13 protein-coding genes and 2 pseudogenes are annotated in these 16426 nt (G+C 38.8%); 1 reads left to right on the top strand and 14 read right to left on the bottom strand.

Annotated features, from left to right (window positions below):
- Positions 1-108: 108 nt before the first annotated feature.
- The 6 genes from TOL5_RS07265 to TOL5_RS07240 form a co-directional block, all read right to left on the bottom strand.
- Entirely contained in the window at positions 109-1149 is a 1041-nt protein-coding gene (locus TOL5_RS07265) for a spore coat U domain-containing protein (protein ID WP_009584571.1), read from the bottom strand.
- On the bottom strand, positions 1146-3656 hold the full coding sequence (locus TOL5_RS07260) for a fimbria/pilus outer membrane usher protein (protein WP_121773884.1): 2511 nt from the start codon (positions 3654-3656) through the stop codon (positions 1146-1148). Before TOL5_RS07260 ends, TOL5_RS07265 begins: the two co-directional genes overlap by 4 nt.
- Positions 3656-4471: a molecular chaperone gene (locus TOL5_RS07255; RefSeq protein WP_121773885.1), complete on the bottom strand. Its 816-nt coding sequence runs from the start codon at positions 4469-4471 to the stop codon at positions 3656-3658. Before TOL5_RS07255 ends, TOL5_RS07260 begins: the two co-directional genes overlap by 1 nt.
- Positions 4472-4475: 4 nt before the next feature.
- Positions 4476-4982 carry a spore coat U domain-containing protein gene (locus tag TOL5_RS07250; RefSeq protein WP_035300338.1) on the bottom strand — a complete coding sequence of 169 codons (507 nt, stop codon included), beginning with the start codon at positions 4980-4982 and terminating at the stop codon, positions 4476-4478.
- Between the two features lie 9 nt (positions 4983-4991).
- Complete coding sequence (locus tag TOL5_RS07245; RefSeq protein ID WP_121773886.1) at positions 4992-5546, bottom strand: spore coat protein U domain-containing protein; 555 nt, start codon at positions 5544-5546, stop codon at positions 4992-4994.
- 62 nt (positions 5547-5608) lie between these two features.
- On the bottom strand, positions 5609-6145 hold the full coding sequence (locus TOL5_RS07240; RefSeq protein WP_035300341.1) for a spore coat U domain-containing protein: 537 nt from the start codon (positions 6143-6145) through the stop codon (positions 5609-5611).
- Between the two features lie 577 nt (positions 6146-6722).
- Between TOL5_RS07240 and TOL5_RS07235 the strand changes: the two are divergent.
- A pseudogene (locus tag TOL5_RS07235) lies at positions 6723-7151 on the top strand (IS982 family transposase); the annotation flags it as partial.
- Positions 7152-7244: 93 nt separating this feature from the next.
- Here TOL5_RS07235 and TOL5_RS22715 read toward each other — a convergent pair.
- From TOL5_RS22715 to rpiA, 8 genes and pseudogenes are all read right to left on the bottom strand, one after another.
- A pseudogene (locus TOL5_RS22715) lies at positions 7245-7352 on the bottom strand (IS5/IS1182 family transposase); the annotation flags it as partial.
- A gap of 312 nt (positions 7353-7664) precedes the next feature.
- The gene (locus TOL5_RS07225; protein ID WP_121773887.1) at positions 7665-8729 is read right to left on the bottom strand and encodes an NAD(P)-dependent alcohol dehydrogenase; all 1065 of its coding nucleotides are present in this window, start codon (positions 8727-8729) and stop codon (positions 7665-7667) included.
- Positions 8730-8828: 99 nt separating this feature from the next.
- Entirely contained in the window at positions 8829-10010 is a 1182-nt protein-coding gene (locus TOL5_RS07220; RefSeq protein WP_121773888.1) for a maltoporin, read from the bottom strand.
- A 198-nt stretch (positions 10011-10208) separates the two neighbouring features.
- Complete coding sequence (locus TOL5_RS07215; protein WP_121773889.1) at positions 10209-11723, bottom strand: aldehyde dehydrogenase (NADP(+)); 1515 nt, start codon at positions 11721-11723, stop codon at positions 10209-10211.
- Between the two features lie 28 nt (positions 11724-11751).
- The gene (locus TOL5_RS07210) at positions 11752-12747 is read right to left on the bottom strand and encodes an ABC transporter permease (protein ID WP_121773890.1); all 996 of its coding nucleotides are present in this window, start codon (positions 12745-12747) and stop codon (positions 11752-11754) included.
- A 30-nt stretch (positions 12748-12777) separates the two neighbouring features.
- A complete protein-coding gene (locus tag TOL5_RS07205; protein WP_228740313.1) occupies positions 12778-14307 on the bottom strand; it encodes a sugar ABC transporter ATP-binding protein in 1530 nt (509 codons plus the stop codon).
- Between the two features lie 45 nt (positions 14308-14352).
- Complete coding sequence (locus TOL5_RS07200) at positions 14353-15459, bottom strand: sugar ABC transporter substrate-binding protein (protein WP_004829096.1); 1107 nt, start codon at positions 15457-15459, stop codon at positions 14353-14355.
- Positions 15460-15683: 224 nt separating this feature from the next.
- Positions 15684-16397 carry a ribose 5-phosphate isomerase A gene (gene rpiA / locus TOL5_RS07195; protein WP_121773891.1) on the bottom strand — a complete coding sequence of 238 codons (714 nt, stop codon included), beginning with the start codon at positions 16395-16397 and terminating at the stop codon, positions 15684-15686.
- Between the last annotated feature and the right edge of the window lie 29 nt (positions 16398-16426).

The following is a 16426-nucleotide window of genomic DNA, read 5'->3' as shown; positions in this document are numbered from 1 at the left end:
TTAGAGCAGCGCTTTAAATAAAAATTTAAATCTGCTCTAAGTATAATCAGTCATATCATACAGATAATATGACTTATCTATTCATAAATTAATCTTGGGGTTTTCATCTTAAAATTCGACCTTAACAGTTAATTTATCGCTATAGTTACCTGCAGGTAAGTTATCTGGATTAAAATCAAGCACTTTTGCTGTAAATGCATATCCTTGTTGCGTTATTGCATCATAATTACCAGCATTGGTTGTTGCATTGGCACTTGACCATCGTTCACTGCCCCAATTCCCCCATCGCTCAGTCGTTGAGTTTTTATAAATTTCATAAAGTAAAAAATTATTTCCACTATTTGACTTCATGGCACGCTGAAACCCATTTTGTAGATATAAACCATCATCCAAACTCACCATATAAGGTGTTTTTGCTGAGCAACGAATACCCATAGAAGTCTGTACAGGTTCAAACTCATTGGCAAATGCAGCTGTTCCAAAGTTAATATCATTGGTCGAAATACGACAATCTGGTAAAACATTAATTCTAAGGTTCAGAGATGCATCACGTCCCGAACCCCAACTCATTCCAGCCCCAAAGACACCGCGATAGAAACCAGGGCTTTCCTCAAAAAATCCTATTCCACCTACAGCAAGAAAAGGCACAGAATAATACCACTTTACTTTGAAAGGTGTACTGGCTCTATATGTTCCTGGAGGCATAGATTGTCCAGGTGTTATTTTCGCATAAAATGGTAATGAACCATCAACTGAGGAAAAAATATTAATCAATGAAAAAGTACTCAGATCTCGTTCTTCACCGACAACAATCGGACTATTATTGATATCCAAATAATTGACGATCAGAACCTCACCTGTTTGGTCATTAATAAAATTGGTCGGCATTTCACTCACCATATATTTTAAATAGGTTCTATTCGCTGCTGCTAAGCTAAAACCTACACATGATAAGCCTGCACTAAATTGATTGGATTGTGTCCCATTTTCCAGCAAACTGATCGATGAAATATTTCCCATACTGGTATTTCCACTGGAATTAACTGAACAAATCGCTTGGCTCTGACTAGACATAAGCATCAACCCAGTGATAAAGATACTGGTGGGTATCAATTTTTTTAAATTAAAGGTTTTTATATTAAAGATCATGGTTGTACAACCTCATGGCAAACAACAGGCTTAACAACAGCAATTTGCTGTTGTGCTTGTTTGAGATCCAATAAAAAGTTAGCTTTACAGAGTTTTTGATCTGATAGTTGAATACTGATGCTATTTTCAGCTTTTAAATTTTCAAGATACGCAATCCCATCCATGCCCACATAGCTCGACTCATGATCAGCGCGATGAACCACGGCACCGACAGGAATCGGCTGTCCATTTTCCTGAACCAGATAAACATTCGCAGCATAAGACTGTTTGATTGGGAATTTCACAACGACACCAGAGCCTAGTTTTGCAGCAATCCGTTTTTCAACCTGAGTTGTATTGTAGTTAGAAGCTAAATTAATTGGATTAATAGTGTATTTAGCAGCGTAATAAGGGGTCACAGTGGGTACAAAAATGTAACCTTTAGAATTACTCTGTCCAATCAGATTATTTTCATAATGTACGGGTACATCAGCGACTTTATTGGTATCAATTAAAGCAAAGGATTGTCCAAGTCGATTTGAAGCAAATATGTCTCCAGACATTAAAATGACTGAACCTGTTAGACCTAACCAGTAGTTATAATTTTTATCCCCTGACATACCAACATCAGTATTCACATATCGGTTACGGTAACTTACACGTGCCTGATTAAAATCATCGCTATTTTCATTGTAACGTCGACTCACATCAAATCCAAAACCACCGCCCATTGGAATATTCTGGTTAAAATTAATATAACCATAGTCTCCATTTGACTGTTTACTGTAACCTAAACTTGTTGAGGTATTGCGTTTTGATAAGGGTACCGATAATTGAAATGCAGCACTCCAATCTTTTTCAACAAAGTCACGACTAGCACTTAACGATACAGTTGCACCGCGCATGTAAGAAGGTAAGATCGGTGCCCAAGATAAATTCATTAATTTATTTTCAATATCATTGGTTTTGGAACGGATATAAGCAACACCAAAACTACCTGAGTTTTCAGTTGCAAAATAAGTATTCGCTACCCAATTTTTGGTACTATTTGCAGAAATCAAATTGCTGTATTGAAGCTTTGAAAGATCAGCATATTCTTTGTCACGCTGAGAATGATTTAAACCAAAACCAAAACGTTTCTGATTATAGCTATAGCCCAATGTATATTGATTTCCATTGAGATTTTTATTTTCAAAACGGTTTAATTCACGGTCAGCCCAACTCTGAGAAACAGAACTGCTCAACACTCCAAAATGCTTAAGTTTCATGACTGAACCAACGCCAGCCAATCGAAGAGCATTTGAAAATTCTACACGCCCCTCAGTGGTTAACCAGTCATTTACGCCATAACGCGCATCGGCAGAACTTGCAAATTTACCGTATGAAGAATTCTTTATTCCATAATCTTCTCTAATCTGCCCTAAGGATAATGAATAGTCCAATAGTCCAGGTTTAAGCAAAGTATTTGAAACATAAAATGGAACTGCAGTAGATACCTGACGCCCTACACTATCAGTCGTCACAATCACAGCTTCGCCTTTACCATTGATAAAAGGCATATTATTTAAAATAAAAGGTCCAGATTGTATTTCAGAAGTGCTGGTTTTTTGCCCATTAATCAGTAAATCAACTGTACTCGGTAATGCCGCCTCTCCTTTAAACTGTGGCAAAGGATAAGTAATCAAATCTGGTCGTGTACCAAAATTACGTTGAATTTGTAAGCCACCTAAGCGAACAGAACTCCCCCAAGCGTTTTTATTGCCAGTCGTGACATCGCCTGCTAAATAGGACAATACCGTGGTTGGATCATCATATTGCCAAGTCGTATCATAACGTCGATAGCCATCATGATTAAGTTTCGAGTCATTTACAATAGATTTTAAATCTGTTTTTTGATAAATACCGGTATTTTTCAGTACACCATAAGGAGAGAAAAAACGCTGTTCAGTAAATAGTGATGTACTATTTCCCCCCTTCTCAGGACGATAACTATAAAAATCGTAGTTATTCAGTAAACCTGTTCCAGACTCTGCTGTTTGTGCCTTAAACCAAGAATCCTGTCCTCGCATTTGCACAGGCATCCAACTGGCAGGTATATCCACACTAAAATACTGTTTTGCTGAATTGTAATCATATTTCAGTTCAGGGATTTGGTTTAAGGCAACCCAGTCTGATGCCTTCCCTGAAAACCCTAATGTAAAAATCTCTAAATCAGTCAGTATTGTTTCAGGCTGGCTGTCTATATTTTGAAGTGGGATTTTGATTTCCAATTCATCTAATTTAGACTGTTGAATAAAATAATAATCGCCCTTAACAATCACAGGAACCACCTGTTGAGTTGCATGCTGATTGACGACTAAGTCTAAATAAAGTTTAAACAGCCCATTGACTTCAGAAACATCTTTCGGTGGTGGTGGTAAACTATTTGCATATACATGCGTTGCAAATGCAGGAAGATTAGACATCAAAATAAGTGCGAGACTTCTGCATAAAAAAGAAGGTGGATTTGAGTCGGAGATATAGCGCATTACTGCCCTCCTTCTTTTTTCATTTCAATGAGATCTTGTTTAGCACCTGAGGTATCTACACCATACAAAGTATTCTGCTGATTTAAACGCGTAAATACTGACTGATCCAACTCAAATTTCATCGTACTGTTTGCCAAGATATATCCAAAGGCTGCTTTCCCGAGTACGATTTGCTCTGAATTGGGACTCAACTGAATACCCGAAAGCCGAGAGAATTTCATTCCTTTATTTTGAATATAAAGCTCTGGTACACCTTGTGGGTTGTTTTTAATCCACCAGCTCAATATCGGCTTTGCCAATGTATTTTTGGCATTTATTTTTTGTGAGCTTTCACTCAAACCACTCCCCAATCCATTTCCATAAGCAAAAAGCGGAATGGAATAACGCATCTGAAAACTTACAGTGGACGTATTCTGATCTGAATTTGAATCCAATTTAATGGGCAATTCATCAACTACGATTCGATAAGCATCTTCTTTTCCAGCAATCGTGTTGATCGCTCTCGTTAATCGCAACATATGTTTTTCACCCGCCTTTATTTTGGCGACTGGCGGACTTGGGATGATTTCAGTTTGCTCTTGGTAGGAATCTTGCTGATCCGTTTGATCCCATTTAAAGACTCGAACTTGAACCATTGCATCAGATTTCCCAGTATTTTCTAACCATACTGCTGATGCTTTTTCGTTTGCTTCAATTTTTGGATAAATGGGCCAAATCAAAAAAGTCGCTTGGGCAAATACAGATGAAGCCATTATCGACACAAATACAGCAGATAATGTTCTGCCTGACCATAATTTCATTTTATATACGTTCATGTCATCACCAAGTAATCGTTATTGCGACCATATCTTTATAAAGTCCAGCCGATCGTGGTTGATTGTTGTTATCTAAATCTGCAAAAGCGTATACAGAAAAATTCAATAGCGGATCTGAAACAGTTGTTGGGGTAAGTGTGTAGGCATTTCCACTTACATACTCACTCAGCATATTAGTATCTCGATATAGTTGATAAGATATAAACTCATTTTCTTGAGCATGTTTCATCCGTCGAGAGGAATTTGAAAAGTAATCTCCACTACTCAACATAATTTTTACAGGCAATTGATCAGTACAACGAATATTCCAACTTTGTGCAGTATTTGATCCACCCCACAAAAGTTTATCCTGCGATATCACAGGATGACGACCAAAATCAATTAACTGTTCAACTTTGCTCAGCTCACACCCTTTTTCTATGGTCGCTTGAACCTGAAAAGTGGCTGTAGTTTGTGAGTAAGCACCCGCTGCATTCAACATCAGTAGAATACTCAAAGCTATTTTTTTCATGATTTTTCTTTAAAATTCAATAGTAATTGGAATCGTATCGGTATAATAACCCAGAGAAACTGGCTGTCCGTTATTGACAGTCTGCCCAATTAAATCAAGTGTCTGTGGTTGACCATTGTTATTCAAAGTAATGAATTGATTTGGTCTAAGCACATCTCTATTACTTCCATATAAAATGTTGTAAGCAAGATAATCGGTGCCATTACTCATTGCGCGGAAGTAATTTGTACGGAAAGACAATGGCACTTGCCCATCATTTTGACCATTTCCGAAAGTGATTTTGATTGGCGAATTAGTCAAACATTGAATCGTTAGACCTGAACCAGAAGCATTAGTTAAGCGAGTCTCAATAACGTGATTAAATGAAGCCATTGTTTCGCCGAAATCCAATTGACCTAGATTTAACCCATTTGATCCACTATTCATGGGTTGGTTATTCACCTGACAAGATGGTTCAAGTTCTATCTGCAATTTGAGCTTGGCACCCAACTGCCCTGCATGTACAAACATTGCAATAAAACCACAAGTTAGAAACCCCAAACATTGTTTCAAAAATAGATGCATACGCTCCTCCTCTAGGCAGATTTGTTACGCATAACAAATCTGCTCACTGTTACGTATACGGATTAGAAATTAACAGTCACCAATAAAGTATCTTGATAGTCGCCTTGTGCTTTTGCTGTACCGCTATTTGCAGCAATCGCACCAAAAATTGGCACCTGTTCAGATACGCCAGAAGCAGCGCTAAAGCTTTGCGGTGTATTGATTGCATAGGCCGTTGTACGTGCCGCATCACGGTATACGTTATAGCTGACTAAGTCTGTACCTGTTGTATGTTTAAGACTACGATCAGCGCGTTGCCCACCATCAATCGCTACGGTAAAGTTAACAGGTGTCGTACTGTCGCATTTTACATTGAGATGACTGCCCGTTGCTGAAGCTGCAACTTGTGCAGTCAGGATGTTGTCCCAATTGCCCGATGTTTTTCCGAAATCCAATGTACCAAACTGGTTGATACTGCCTGCAACTGTAGAGCCTTCTACAGTACAACCTGTTGAAACATTGAGTTTAACATCTACCTGACCAGTAACAGCCGCTTGTGCAGTTGCGATATACCCTGTGCCCAACAGTAAAGAAAGTGTTAATTTTTTAAGAATATTCATACTAAATCCCATGATATGTATTATTTGTTAACTGCGACACATTAAATGTGAATGCGAACAAATCATTACATGCGACTCAATACCGCTCAATAAACACCCAAAAGAATAGAAAAAAATGCAAAACAAACTATTGATTTTTATATAAAAATTTAAAAAATCATATGTACTAAATTACACAATAGTTTAAAACATATGAATAAAACATATTTCAATCAGAATTTTAGTAAAAAAATTAAAAATTATTATTTAATATCAATAAATTAAATATAACAAAAAATACAGCTCCCTATATTCTTTTTTTATAGTTAGCTTAAAAATAAGACTTCATCGAATGATGATCAAGAGTTGTATTGATTCAGCGACTTCAATGATCAAAGAATGAGCGACATGCTAGGTATTAGATTTTTGCGAAAATAGTCTAAAGAAGTGATTTTCAATGCTGGAAAATATTTTAACCTGAGTTCGATCAAAAAATAATTATAAAAAAAAGCCTTATGCTAGTAATATTCTGGTTCTAAAGACAAAAATTACAACACAAGGCTTTTCTATGGATTATATTACCGAATTATTTTGTATTTATGGGCTTAAATTGCATATGGTAATCAATCATTTAGGTGAAATCATTAATCTAAAACTTACATCAGGAAATGTTCATGATGTTGCTGTATTGGAATCTCTGACTCAAGAGCTAAAAGGGATTTTACTCGGAGATAAAGGTTATTTGAGCAAAGCAAAAACTGATGCTTTAGCGAAAAGAGGATTAAAGCTATTGAAGCCTACACGCCGCAATATGAAAAATAAGCCCATTCGAACGGAAGAAGAAAAACAACTGCTTTGCAAAAGAGGACTAATCGAAACAGTGAATGATCAGTTGAAAAATTTACATCAACTTGAACATTCACGTCATCGTTCAGTGAATAACTTTATGGTGAATATGATGGCTGCTGTAGTCGCTTATTGCTTGAATCCGAATAAGCCAACTTTCCGAAATATGCTAAATGGCTAAAATATTTCTTCGAACTCAGGTTATTTTAATCAAGCCATATCAAACATCATCGATAAATTAGGGTCTGTTGACATGCAGGATTCATAATTTAGCCTATAAGGGGAGCCAAAAATATATAAGTAATGCGACAGAACTTTCATAGTTCCTTTTTAACTTGTCAAATCAAGTGGCTATTCCTCGAAATTACTTTAATCCACAAAATTGAGTTATGGCGAATGGATAAATTACGTAAAATAGCTTTCAACTTTTGCAAAAATTATACCAAATAATCCAGTAATATTATCCATGGGGAAGCCCTATGTTCTAATATTTTATATTAATAAACAATATATTAAAAACACTAAGGCTTTTTTATATTGAACTCTGGTTATGTATTGGTTCCAATATGATTTGACCATTTTATCCCATTGCATTGACTGTCAGATTTATCTTAACAGCACGATTTATAAGCCAAGCACCAACACGATAAAAACAAGGTGATATCGACGATGTAATCATCCAATATGACGATACTTACTCTGTTTGCCGAATGTCCATTGGATCATCACAGTCGATCATCACTTTAATGACATCTGGAGGCGCAGATATTGCAAAGTCAAAGGCACTTATACTTTCATTGAAATGAAAACGTTTCGAAATTAATGGCTTTACATCAACTTGCCCTGATGCAATTAAAGCCAGTGCTCGGTCATAATTATTGACATAGCGAAAGATTGAAATACATTCGATTTCTTTCACTTGCAAGGCAACGATATCTATCGGTACAGGTTTTTGAGGCATACCTACAAAAACTATTTTACCAGATGGCTTTAGGCATGCGGGTGCAACAGCAATAGCATCTGGATTCCCACTGCAATCTATAAATAAATCTGCTCCATTTGGAAAATGATGTTGGCTACATCGTATTAAATCTTGATGAATGACATTACAAGGAATTAAACGTTGACCATAATGCTGTATTAAAAAATCAAGTTTTTCCTGTTTAACATCGGTGATGATGACCTGACTACAGCCTGAAGCAAGTAAAGTAAGCGCCATTAATGCACCTATTGTTCCTGCACCAGAAACCACGGCAACATCACCCGGTGAAATTTCAACTTTGCATGCCACATGCACACCTGAAGCCAATGGTTCAACCATCGCCCCCTCTTCAAGACTGACATGATCTGGCAATTTAAAGCTTAAATGTGCAGGATGTATCACCGTTTCACGTAATACACCATGCACAGGAGGTGTTGCCCAAAATTTAATGTTGGGATCTAAGTGGTAATGACCTTGTATTGCTTCTGAGGAGTCATGTTCAAAAACGCCTGGCTCCATACATACCCGATCTCCGACACGCAGATGGCTGACTTCTCTCCCAACCTCAGTCACGATGCCACTGGCTTCATGTCCAAGAACCATTGGTGCTTTGACAATAAAATCACCAATACGTCCATGTTGATAGTAATGAATGTCACTGCCACAAATCCCAACTTTCGAGATTTTAATCCGTACATCCTGCGCACCTAAACTTTCATTGATATCAATGTCTCGAATTTGAAGTTTTGCTTTTTCCTCTAGTACCAATGCTTTCATCATGATGTCCTTTTATGACGTTATCGATCTGCCTCATCCTTTACACAGCGAAAGTGAATATTTTTTAAAATATCCACTGCACTGTATAAAAGAAGTCGATTACCACCAATATTCCAACTGTGCTCCAAAATTCGACCCATTGCTTAGATTTTGAAAACGACTATTGGGCTGGGTCAAAGCTCGTAATTTTTGTTCTTCATCATTCCAAAACGCATAGGTATAATACAGACGTAGTTCTGGACGGTCATAATACCCTGTACCTTTTATCGACCATGTTGGCGCAAGTGTAAGTTTAGTTAAGTTACGTGTTTGATCATTTTGTTTGATCTGGTCATAACCAATTTCCGTGGAAACCTTAAAGTGATCTTGAACCACATAGGCAACTCGTGAACCCAATGAGATCCAATCACGGTTATCTTGATCCTTAAATTGATCTTTTTGATAAAGTGCCAAGGCTTGTCCATTGAGTTTCTTATTGTTTGACTCCCAGTCCAACGCCTCAATGAAACGCAGTGATGTATTGTCACGTTCAAGTGTCGGATCTCCTGTATAACTCAGCCCCACACCCGCACCTTCACCATATTGTAAGACCAAGGTATTTTTACCATTTAAAACATCTGAGGTGATATTTTGTACAGTGAGTGACCAACCTAGTTGATCTGCATCAATCAAAGAAAGCCCTGTATTGAGTTTATTTTTAGGTGTCCACTCGAAACCTTTAACAGTAAGATCATGTCGATTTACATAAGATTTTTGGAATACGTTATCTTTTCTTGAAAATACATAACTAAATGATAAATCATTGATTTTATAATCATCAATACCAAAACCTGTACCACTTTGATTCCAATAAAACAAATCAGACATATGGATATCGCTACGATTGTAAAAACGTCGCCCTGCCCATAAATTCGCTCCATTCAGATAAGATACATTGCGCCAATCTAAATAAATTTGATTTAATCGCGCAAAACCATTGTCATCATTAAAGCTTAAAGTCTGCCCATATTGGTTATAAAATTGAAGCATGCCATTTATACTGAGTTCTGAGTTATCTTTTAACTTTATAAGATTTTGTTTAGCAAACAATTCTGCATATTGCTCACATTCATTCCCCAAACGATACTTTGAAGATGCGCCAGTCAGTTTAAAACATTCTTGTGTTTTTCCATCCTCTGTTGCTCCCATTCCAGCGCGCATATAGCCATGAAACTCAAGTGCTGAAGCAATTTGAGAGACAATAAAAATCGCTGTTCCAACAATCCATGCAGTTTTTTTCATGTTTAATTCCTTTTTTTAAGTATGAGTTTCTCCAATCCCTGATTCATCATGAATAGAGATGAGAGTTTTTCGATTGTGTTGAATTGATCTGAATAAATTAATTATTCATCACAGCTGAATAAAACACGATCCTTGGTTTTATTCAGTATTTGTTGCCAATATTGATCCTTCGCGTCCGATTAAAAGCTTCATTTTTATTTATAGATAATCATTAGGAAGCATGTCTTCTGGAATATTCTGATAACTCACGGGTCTTAAAAACCGGCGAATTGCCATTGTCCCAACAGAAGTCGCGCCAAAATTAGTCGAAGCTGGATAAGGTCCCCCGTGCACCATTGCATCACAAACCTCTACACCTGTTGGCATGCCATTGACAAGAATACGACCTGCCTTACGTTCAAGCACAGGCAATAACATCTTTGCCAACGATTTATCTTTTTCATCAAGATGAATTGTGCAAGTGATTTGTCCTTGTAGAGATTTTGCAATTTGCATCATTTCCTGTTCATTTTTAACCACTACAATCAATCCCAATGGACCAAATACTTCTTCGGCTAAATCAATATTTTTTAGCCATTCTTGACCTGTCGTCGTAAACATTGACGGTGATGCCTGACGAATTTCTTCTGATGCAATCAGGCATTGATTGAGACCTTGGGTCTCGGCAAAACGTTTCACTGCTGTGTGATAACAAGCTGCAATATGCTTACTAAGCATAGTTTGTGATTTGATTGAAGAGAGCATTGTGGTTGCCGTTTGAATAAATAGCTGGGTAAGTTCTCCTTCAATCGAAACAACCACACCGGGATTGGTACAAAATTGTCCTGCACCCAAGGTCAAAGAGTCTGCCCAAGCTTTAGCAATGTCCTCGCCACGATTTTCGATTGCACTTGGCAATATAAACATCGGATTGATTGAGCCTAACTCACCAAAGAATGGAATCGGTTCTGGACGTGTAACACACAGATCAAATAAAGCGCGACCACCACGTAGCGAACCTGTGAAACCTACAGCTTTAATCAATGGATGCTGCACCAGTGCTTGTCCGATCTCGTATGTTCCACCTTGGACAAAATTAAATACCCCCTGATGTAGTCCACATTTTTGAACCGCATGATGAATGGCTTCAGCAATGATTTCTCCTGTCCCAGGATGAGCCTCATGACCTTTAACGATCACTGGACATCCCGCCGCTAAAGCTGATGCGGTGTCTCCACCTGCGGTAGAAAATGCCAAGGGGAAATTGGATGCACCAAATACAACAACAGGACCAATAGGACGTTGGATAAGACGTAGCTCTGGACGTGGCAAAGGCTGTCTTTCAGGCAGTGCAACATCATGACGGCGATCCAGAAAATCCTTTTTTAAAATATGTGCTGCAAAAAGGCGAAGTTGTCCAACTGTACGCCCACGCTCACCTTGCAAACGTGCAATCGGTAAGCCAGTTTCTTGCTTAGCGATTTCGGTAATTGCATCTGCACGTACCTCTATTTCATCTGCAATGGTATTTAAAAATAAAGCGCGTTGTTCGACTGTTGAGTAACCATAACTCCAAAAGGCATCCTCCGCAGCTTCACATGCTTGATTGACCAATTCAATATTTCCCACTGAAAAATGATAAGTAGGACCTTCAATGGGCTGGCTGACAAATGTCTGCTCAGTTGCAACCCATTGTCCAGCAATCAAATGTTTGCCCTGTGGTTTAAAAGACATAGTAACTTCCTGTATTTAGATAGATAAATTATCCAAAGTATCTCACTCGAATTGCATCAATTGCGACCGCAATAAAAATCATGATTCCACCAATCATTCCCACGTAGAATGACGGGACATTGACGATGGCTAAACCGACTTGAATGACGGTGAGTAATAACACCCCCCCCAACACACCTTTCACATTGCCCCGACCACCAAATACACTGATTCCACCGATAATGGGTGCTGCAATGGCATAGAGTAAATAGCTTGAACCTTGGTTTGAGGTGATTGCCATTTGCCAAGACGCCAAGAGAAATCCTGCGAGTGCTGCAAGAAAACCAGATAAGGTATAGGTCATGATTTTGACGCGATTCACGCGAATACCTGCCGAAAGAGATGCCGCTGGATTTCCACCGACCGCATAAATTGAACGTCCCAACACCGTATTTTTTAAAAGAATGCCAACAATGATGAGCATCAATAAGAAAACAATCGGCATCAAAGGCCATCCAGCAATTGTCACCTGTCCAATCCACGTGTAACCTTCAGCAAAATTATTCAGTGTTTTGCCTTGAGTGAATGCCAACAGTGCGCCTTGCAGGATGATCATCATGGCTAAGGTTTCGATCAATGCCACCATTTTTAAGCGCGTGATACACCAACCATTAAAAAAGCCAATTGCCGTACCAACTATAAGTCCCAGTAACATGGCAATCACCCAAGGCAGTCCCCAATCTGAATATGCAATTGCACCAACCGCTGCTGAAAAACCTGCATTTGCTGGAATAGAAAGATCAATTTCAGCAATTAATAACGGTAAAGCCACTGCCAAGCCTAATAGTCCAAGCACCGTGGCTTGAACCATAATATTTTGCAGATTGAATATGGTGAAAAAATACTCATTGAACACACCAAAGATCACCACCAGTGCGATCAGCCAAATCCAAACCACGTTGTGTAATATCCAGCCTAAAATTTCCCGTGTATTTTTCTTAGGTGCAATTGAGACTACGCTTTTGCTTATCATTTCATTATTCATTTCTGTTCCTCTCAGACATGCCTCAATGCATCACGCTTGAACCGATGTACGTAGGCGTTCGACAGTAATATCCGTTCCTGCCAAAATTTCTTTGATCCTGCCTTGATCAAAAATACAGACCCGATCTACAACTCGAATCAGCTCATCCAAGTCGGTCGATACAATAATCACAGTAACGCCTGCACGACTCAGTTCATCCAGAATACGCAGTACATCTTGTTTAACCCCGATATCAATTCCCCGAGTTGGTTCATCCACCATGAGCAACTTGGGTTGAGCCGCCAGTACACGACCAAGGCAAACTTTTTGCTGATTACCGCCACTCAAAGTATCCACCGAATATTCAGCACTGAATGCTTTAATATCCATCGCTTTAAAATAGTGTGAAATTACAGTGTCTTCAGTTTTTTGATTGATAAAACCGAATTTTGAACGTAATGAAAGCGACGACAGTGCGATATTGGAACCGATAGACATCTGGCCTACAGCGCCATCATGACGACGATCATCCGATAAATAGGCGATCCCCATGTCAAAAGCTTCTCGTGGTGAAGTCGCTAAAGCCATCGGCGGTTCACCATGCATCGAGATCGTGCCACTCGCTGAGTGTAAACCAAATATTGCACGGGTAATTTCTTTGGCACCTGCACCCGGCAACCCTGTGAAACCAATAATTTCCCCCTGCCCAATATTCAATTGTGCTAAATCTAAATATTTCCCAGATATTCCACGTAAACTTATCGACGGTGTTAAATCACGATAATCTCGCCGTTCTCTTTGAAACAGTTCTAGATCACGTCCTATGACCAATTCAGTTAACTGTTCAGAACTCAGTTTCGATACATGCTCTGAACCACCAGCCAAAAGCCCATCTCGCAATACTGTGACCGCATCACAAATTTCAAGAATTTCATCGTTATAATGAGAAATAAAAATAAACGTCACACCAGTCGCTTTTAATTCATTCATAAAAGCAAAAAGCTGACGGCGATCTGCAACAGTCAATGCAGCGGTTGGTTCATCTAAAATAATGACTTTACCGCCAGAAAACATGGCTCTTAAAATATTCAGTTTTCGTCTCGCAACTGCATCCAACTTGCCTGCTAATGCTTTGGCATCTATACCAGTTTCAGCAAGCATTCGATTGGCATTGACAGTTAAAGCCTTCCAATCTATCCATCCATGCTTATTTGGCCAAATCCCGAGCATCAAATTTTCTTCAGCCGTCATGTTGTCAATGATCATGGGTTCTTGAGTCACCAAGAACACACCTGCCGCTTCCATCGCCTTGACATCTACACGCTCAAGCACTTGTTCATTGAGCAGAATCTTTCCTGATGTTGGGGGAATTTGTCCTGAAATGATGCTGACCAAAGTAGATTTACCTGCACCATTTTCACCCAGCAATCCATGAATAGAGCCTTTTCGAATGGTTAACGAAACACCACGTAATGCCTGAACAGGACCATAGCTTTTGGTAATGTTTTCTATTTTAAGAATTTGCTTTTCAACTACTTTTTCAATATTGCGCTCATGTAAACCCATTTTATTCACCAACATTCCTTATTTATCAACATTGGAACAAGCACGTATCTCAAACATCAATCAAGCATATGCAACGCCCCAATCTTTTTCGGCAACAGTGCCCCAATGCCGAGGATCATTGGCATTTTTATTGTTAATGATGAATGCTGGAATGATCAGTGTTGGACCCGTTTTCCCTTTCACAATATTGCCCTTTTCCCAAAAGTATTTTTTATTTTGGTATTCGCCCAAGGGGACAGACTCATTTTTTAAAGCATGTTTGGTCAGCATTTCCACTGCAATCTCACCATAAGCAATCGGATCTTGCGAGACACAGGCATCCATATACCCCTCCTGAATCCATTTCAATGCAATGGGTTCACCATCAATCGTCACAAAAATAACATGCCCCTCTTCTCCAACTTTCTTCCAACGATTTCGTTGCTGCAATGCCGTGGCAATCCCACGTGCAGGAGAGTCTGAAGGCGCATGAATCGCATCTAGATCTGGGTGTTCAGACAATGTTGATAACGTCACTGCCAACATCTTGTCCAACTGCCCCTCTGTTGGTCGAGATAGATAGGTAATCTCTGGGTACTTGGCAAATACTGAATCCATGCCTTCTTTGCGTAAACGCCAAGCCACAGAAGCCAAAGCACCAAAACAATTCAAGACCTTACCTTTAGGCTGTCCATGCTTTTTAATCAGTTGATTTACAATTTCCTCTGCTGCCATTACACCACCTTGGAAATTATCAAAACTCACCGTAATTGCGACATCCCCCCCATCTGCTGGTGTATCGATAATACCTACAGGAATTTTCTGCTGGTTATAACGTTGGATTGCAGAAATGATTGCCTGACTGTCAATTGAGTCAGAAATAATTGCAGACGGTTTTGATAAAAGCAGGCTTTGCCACTGTTCAAGCTGACGCGTGCTATCAAAATTTGCATTGGTGGCTTGGAACTCACCAGAATTGGCTTTAACGGCTCGCTTAACCGCCTCTTCCTGAATAACGAAAAAATAGTAATCCAAACTTTTATTTGAATATGGAATTGAAAGTCGAGTCGATGATGTAGAACGACTACAAGCGGTTAAACTGCCACCTAAGCTCAACCCAATCCCCGCTGCTACTGCACTCATAATTAAATTACGGCGGGTAATTCCATCTTGATTTGATTTTGTCATGGGAACATCTCCTTTTATTCCTTGAATGTAGTAATACTACATTTCAAAATACACTGTCAATAACAAAGCCTGCTGAATATTTCTAAATATTCTGAGCAACTTTTATAAAGCATCATTACTCAATCAATAAATAACTAACAAACAAAAACTTAAACCAATTTTTAGTTATCTAAACGTATCAACAACGTCATTTATATTATTTTTAAAAAATATAGTTTTGCTATTTATTTAATTTTTACATAAGAATGACCATCAAAACATCCCACCACCATTCCGATCGCTTCTCGTGTAAACAAACCATTTTCCACCACACCAGGGATACGATTTAACTCAATTTCCAATGGCGCAGGGTTTTGAATAATAGGACCGCAATGACAGTCCAAAATAAAATGACCACTGTCCGTAATCACCGCTTGACCATCGCGTATTCGACGCTCTATCAATATATTTTCAATACCGTGATCTGCCAGTACACGCTCCACCATCACAGCCGTCTGCTTCCATGCAAATTGAACAACTTCAACAGGCAATGGGAAAGCACCTAAGCAATCCACAATTTTGCTTTCATCACAAATACACAGCATTTGTTTGGATGCATGTGCAATAATTTTTTCCCAAAGCAGACATGCTCCACCACCCTTAATCATATTGAATTGATGATCCACTTCATCTGGACCATCAATGGTTAAGTCAATCAGTCCAATTTCGTTCGGATCAATAATTTCAATCCCGACTTCATTGGCGACTTCAATCGTCGAACGTGATGTGGTGGTACACAGCAAATTCAATCCATTCTTTTGAATATAGGCACCCAACTCACGGACAAAAAAATGTGAGGTGGTGCCTGAACCCAAACCTAATTTCATGCCATCATGAATAAAATCTTCAATCACGCGGCGTCCAGCCACTTTCTTCGCTTCGTTCTGTATATGATCCATACATCACTCCTGTACGCAGTTTTACTGCA

The sequence above is a fragment of the Acinetobacter sp. Tol 5 genome (assembly GCF_019702905.1).
GTDB classification, from domain to species: domain Bacteria; phylum Pseudomonadota; class Gammaproteobacteria; order Pseudomonadales; family Moraxellaceae; genus Acinetobacter; species Acinetobacter bereziniae.
This window is presented reverse-complemented; position numbering and strand designations above follow the sequence as displayed.

What these genes read in the sequence shown, in the direction of transcription:
- TOL5_RS07265 (WP_009584571.1), bottom strand. Translation starts at nt 1,149, where the DNA reads ATGATCTTTAATATAAAAACCTTTAATTTAAAAAAATTGATACCCACC.
- TOL5_RS07260 (WP_121773884.1), bottom strand. Translation starts at nt 3,656, where the DNA reads ATGCGCTATATCTCCGACTCAAATCCACCTTCTTTTTTATGCAGAAGT.
- TOL5_RS07255 (WP_121773885.1), bottom strand. Translation starts at nt 4,471, where the DNA reads ATGAACGTATATAAAATGAAATTATGGTCAGGCAGAACATTATCTGCT.
- TOL5_RS07250 (WP_035300338.1), bottom strand. Translation starts at nt 4,982, where the DNA reads ATGAAAAAAATAGCTTTGAGTATTCTACTGATGTTGAATGCAGCGGGT.
- TOL5_RS07245 (WP_121773886.1), bottom strand. Translation starts at nt 5,546, where the DNA reads ATGCATCTATTTTTGAAACAATGTTTGGGGTTTCTAACTTGTGGTTTT.
- TOL5_RS07240 (WP_035300341.1), bottom strand. Translation starts at nt 6,145, where the DNA reads ATGAATATTCTTAAAAAATTAACACTTTCTTTACTGTTGGGCACAGGG.
- TOL5_RS07225 (WP_121773887.1), bottom strand. Translation starts at nt 8,729, where the DNA reads ATGAAAGCATTGGTACTAGAGGAAAAAGCAAAACTTCAAATTCGAGAC.
- TOL5_RS07220 (WP_121773888.1), bottom strand. Translation starts at nt 10,010, where the DNA reads ATGAAAAAAACTGCATGGATTGTTGGAACAGCGATTTTTATTGTCTCT.
- TOL5_RS07215 (WP_121773889.1), bottom strand. Translation starts at nt 11,723, where the DNA reads ATGTCTTTTAAACCACAGGGCAAACATTTGATTGCTGGACAATGGGTT.
- TOL5_RS07210 (WP_121773890.1), bottom strand. Translation starts at nt 12,747, where the DNA reads ATGAATAATGAAATGATAAGCAAAAGCGTAGTCTCAATTGCACCTAAG.
- TOL5_RS07205 (WP_228740313.1), bottom strand. Translation starts at nt 14,307, where the DNA reads ATGTTGGTGAATAAAATGGGTTTACATGAGCGCAATATTGAAAAAGTA.
- TOL5_RS07200 (WP_004829096.1), bottom strand. Translation starts at nt 15,459, where the DNA reads ATGACAAAATCAAATCAAGATGGAATTACCCGCCGTAATTTAATTATG.
- rpiA (WP_121773891.1), bottom strand. Translation starts at nt 16,397, where the DNA reads ATGGATCATATACAGAACGAAGCGAAGAAAGTGGCTGGACGCCGCGTG.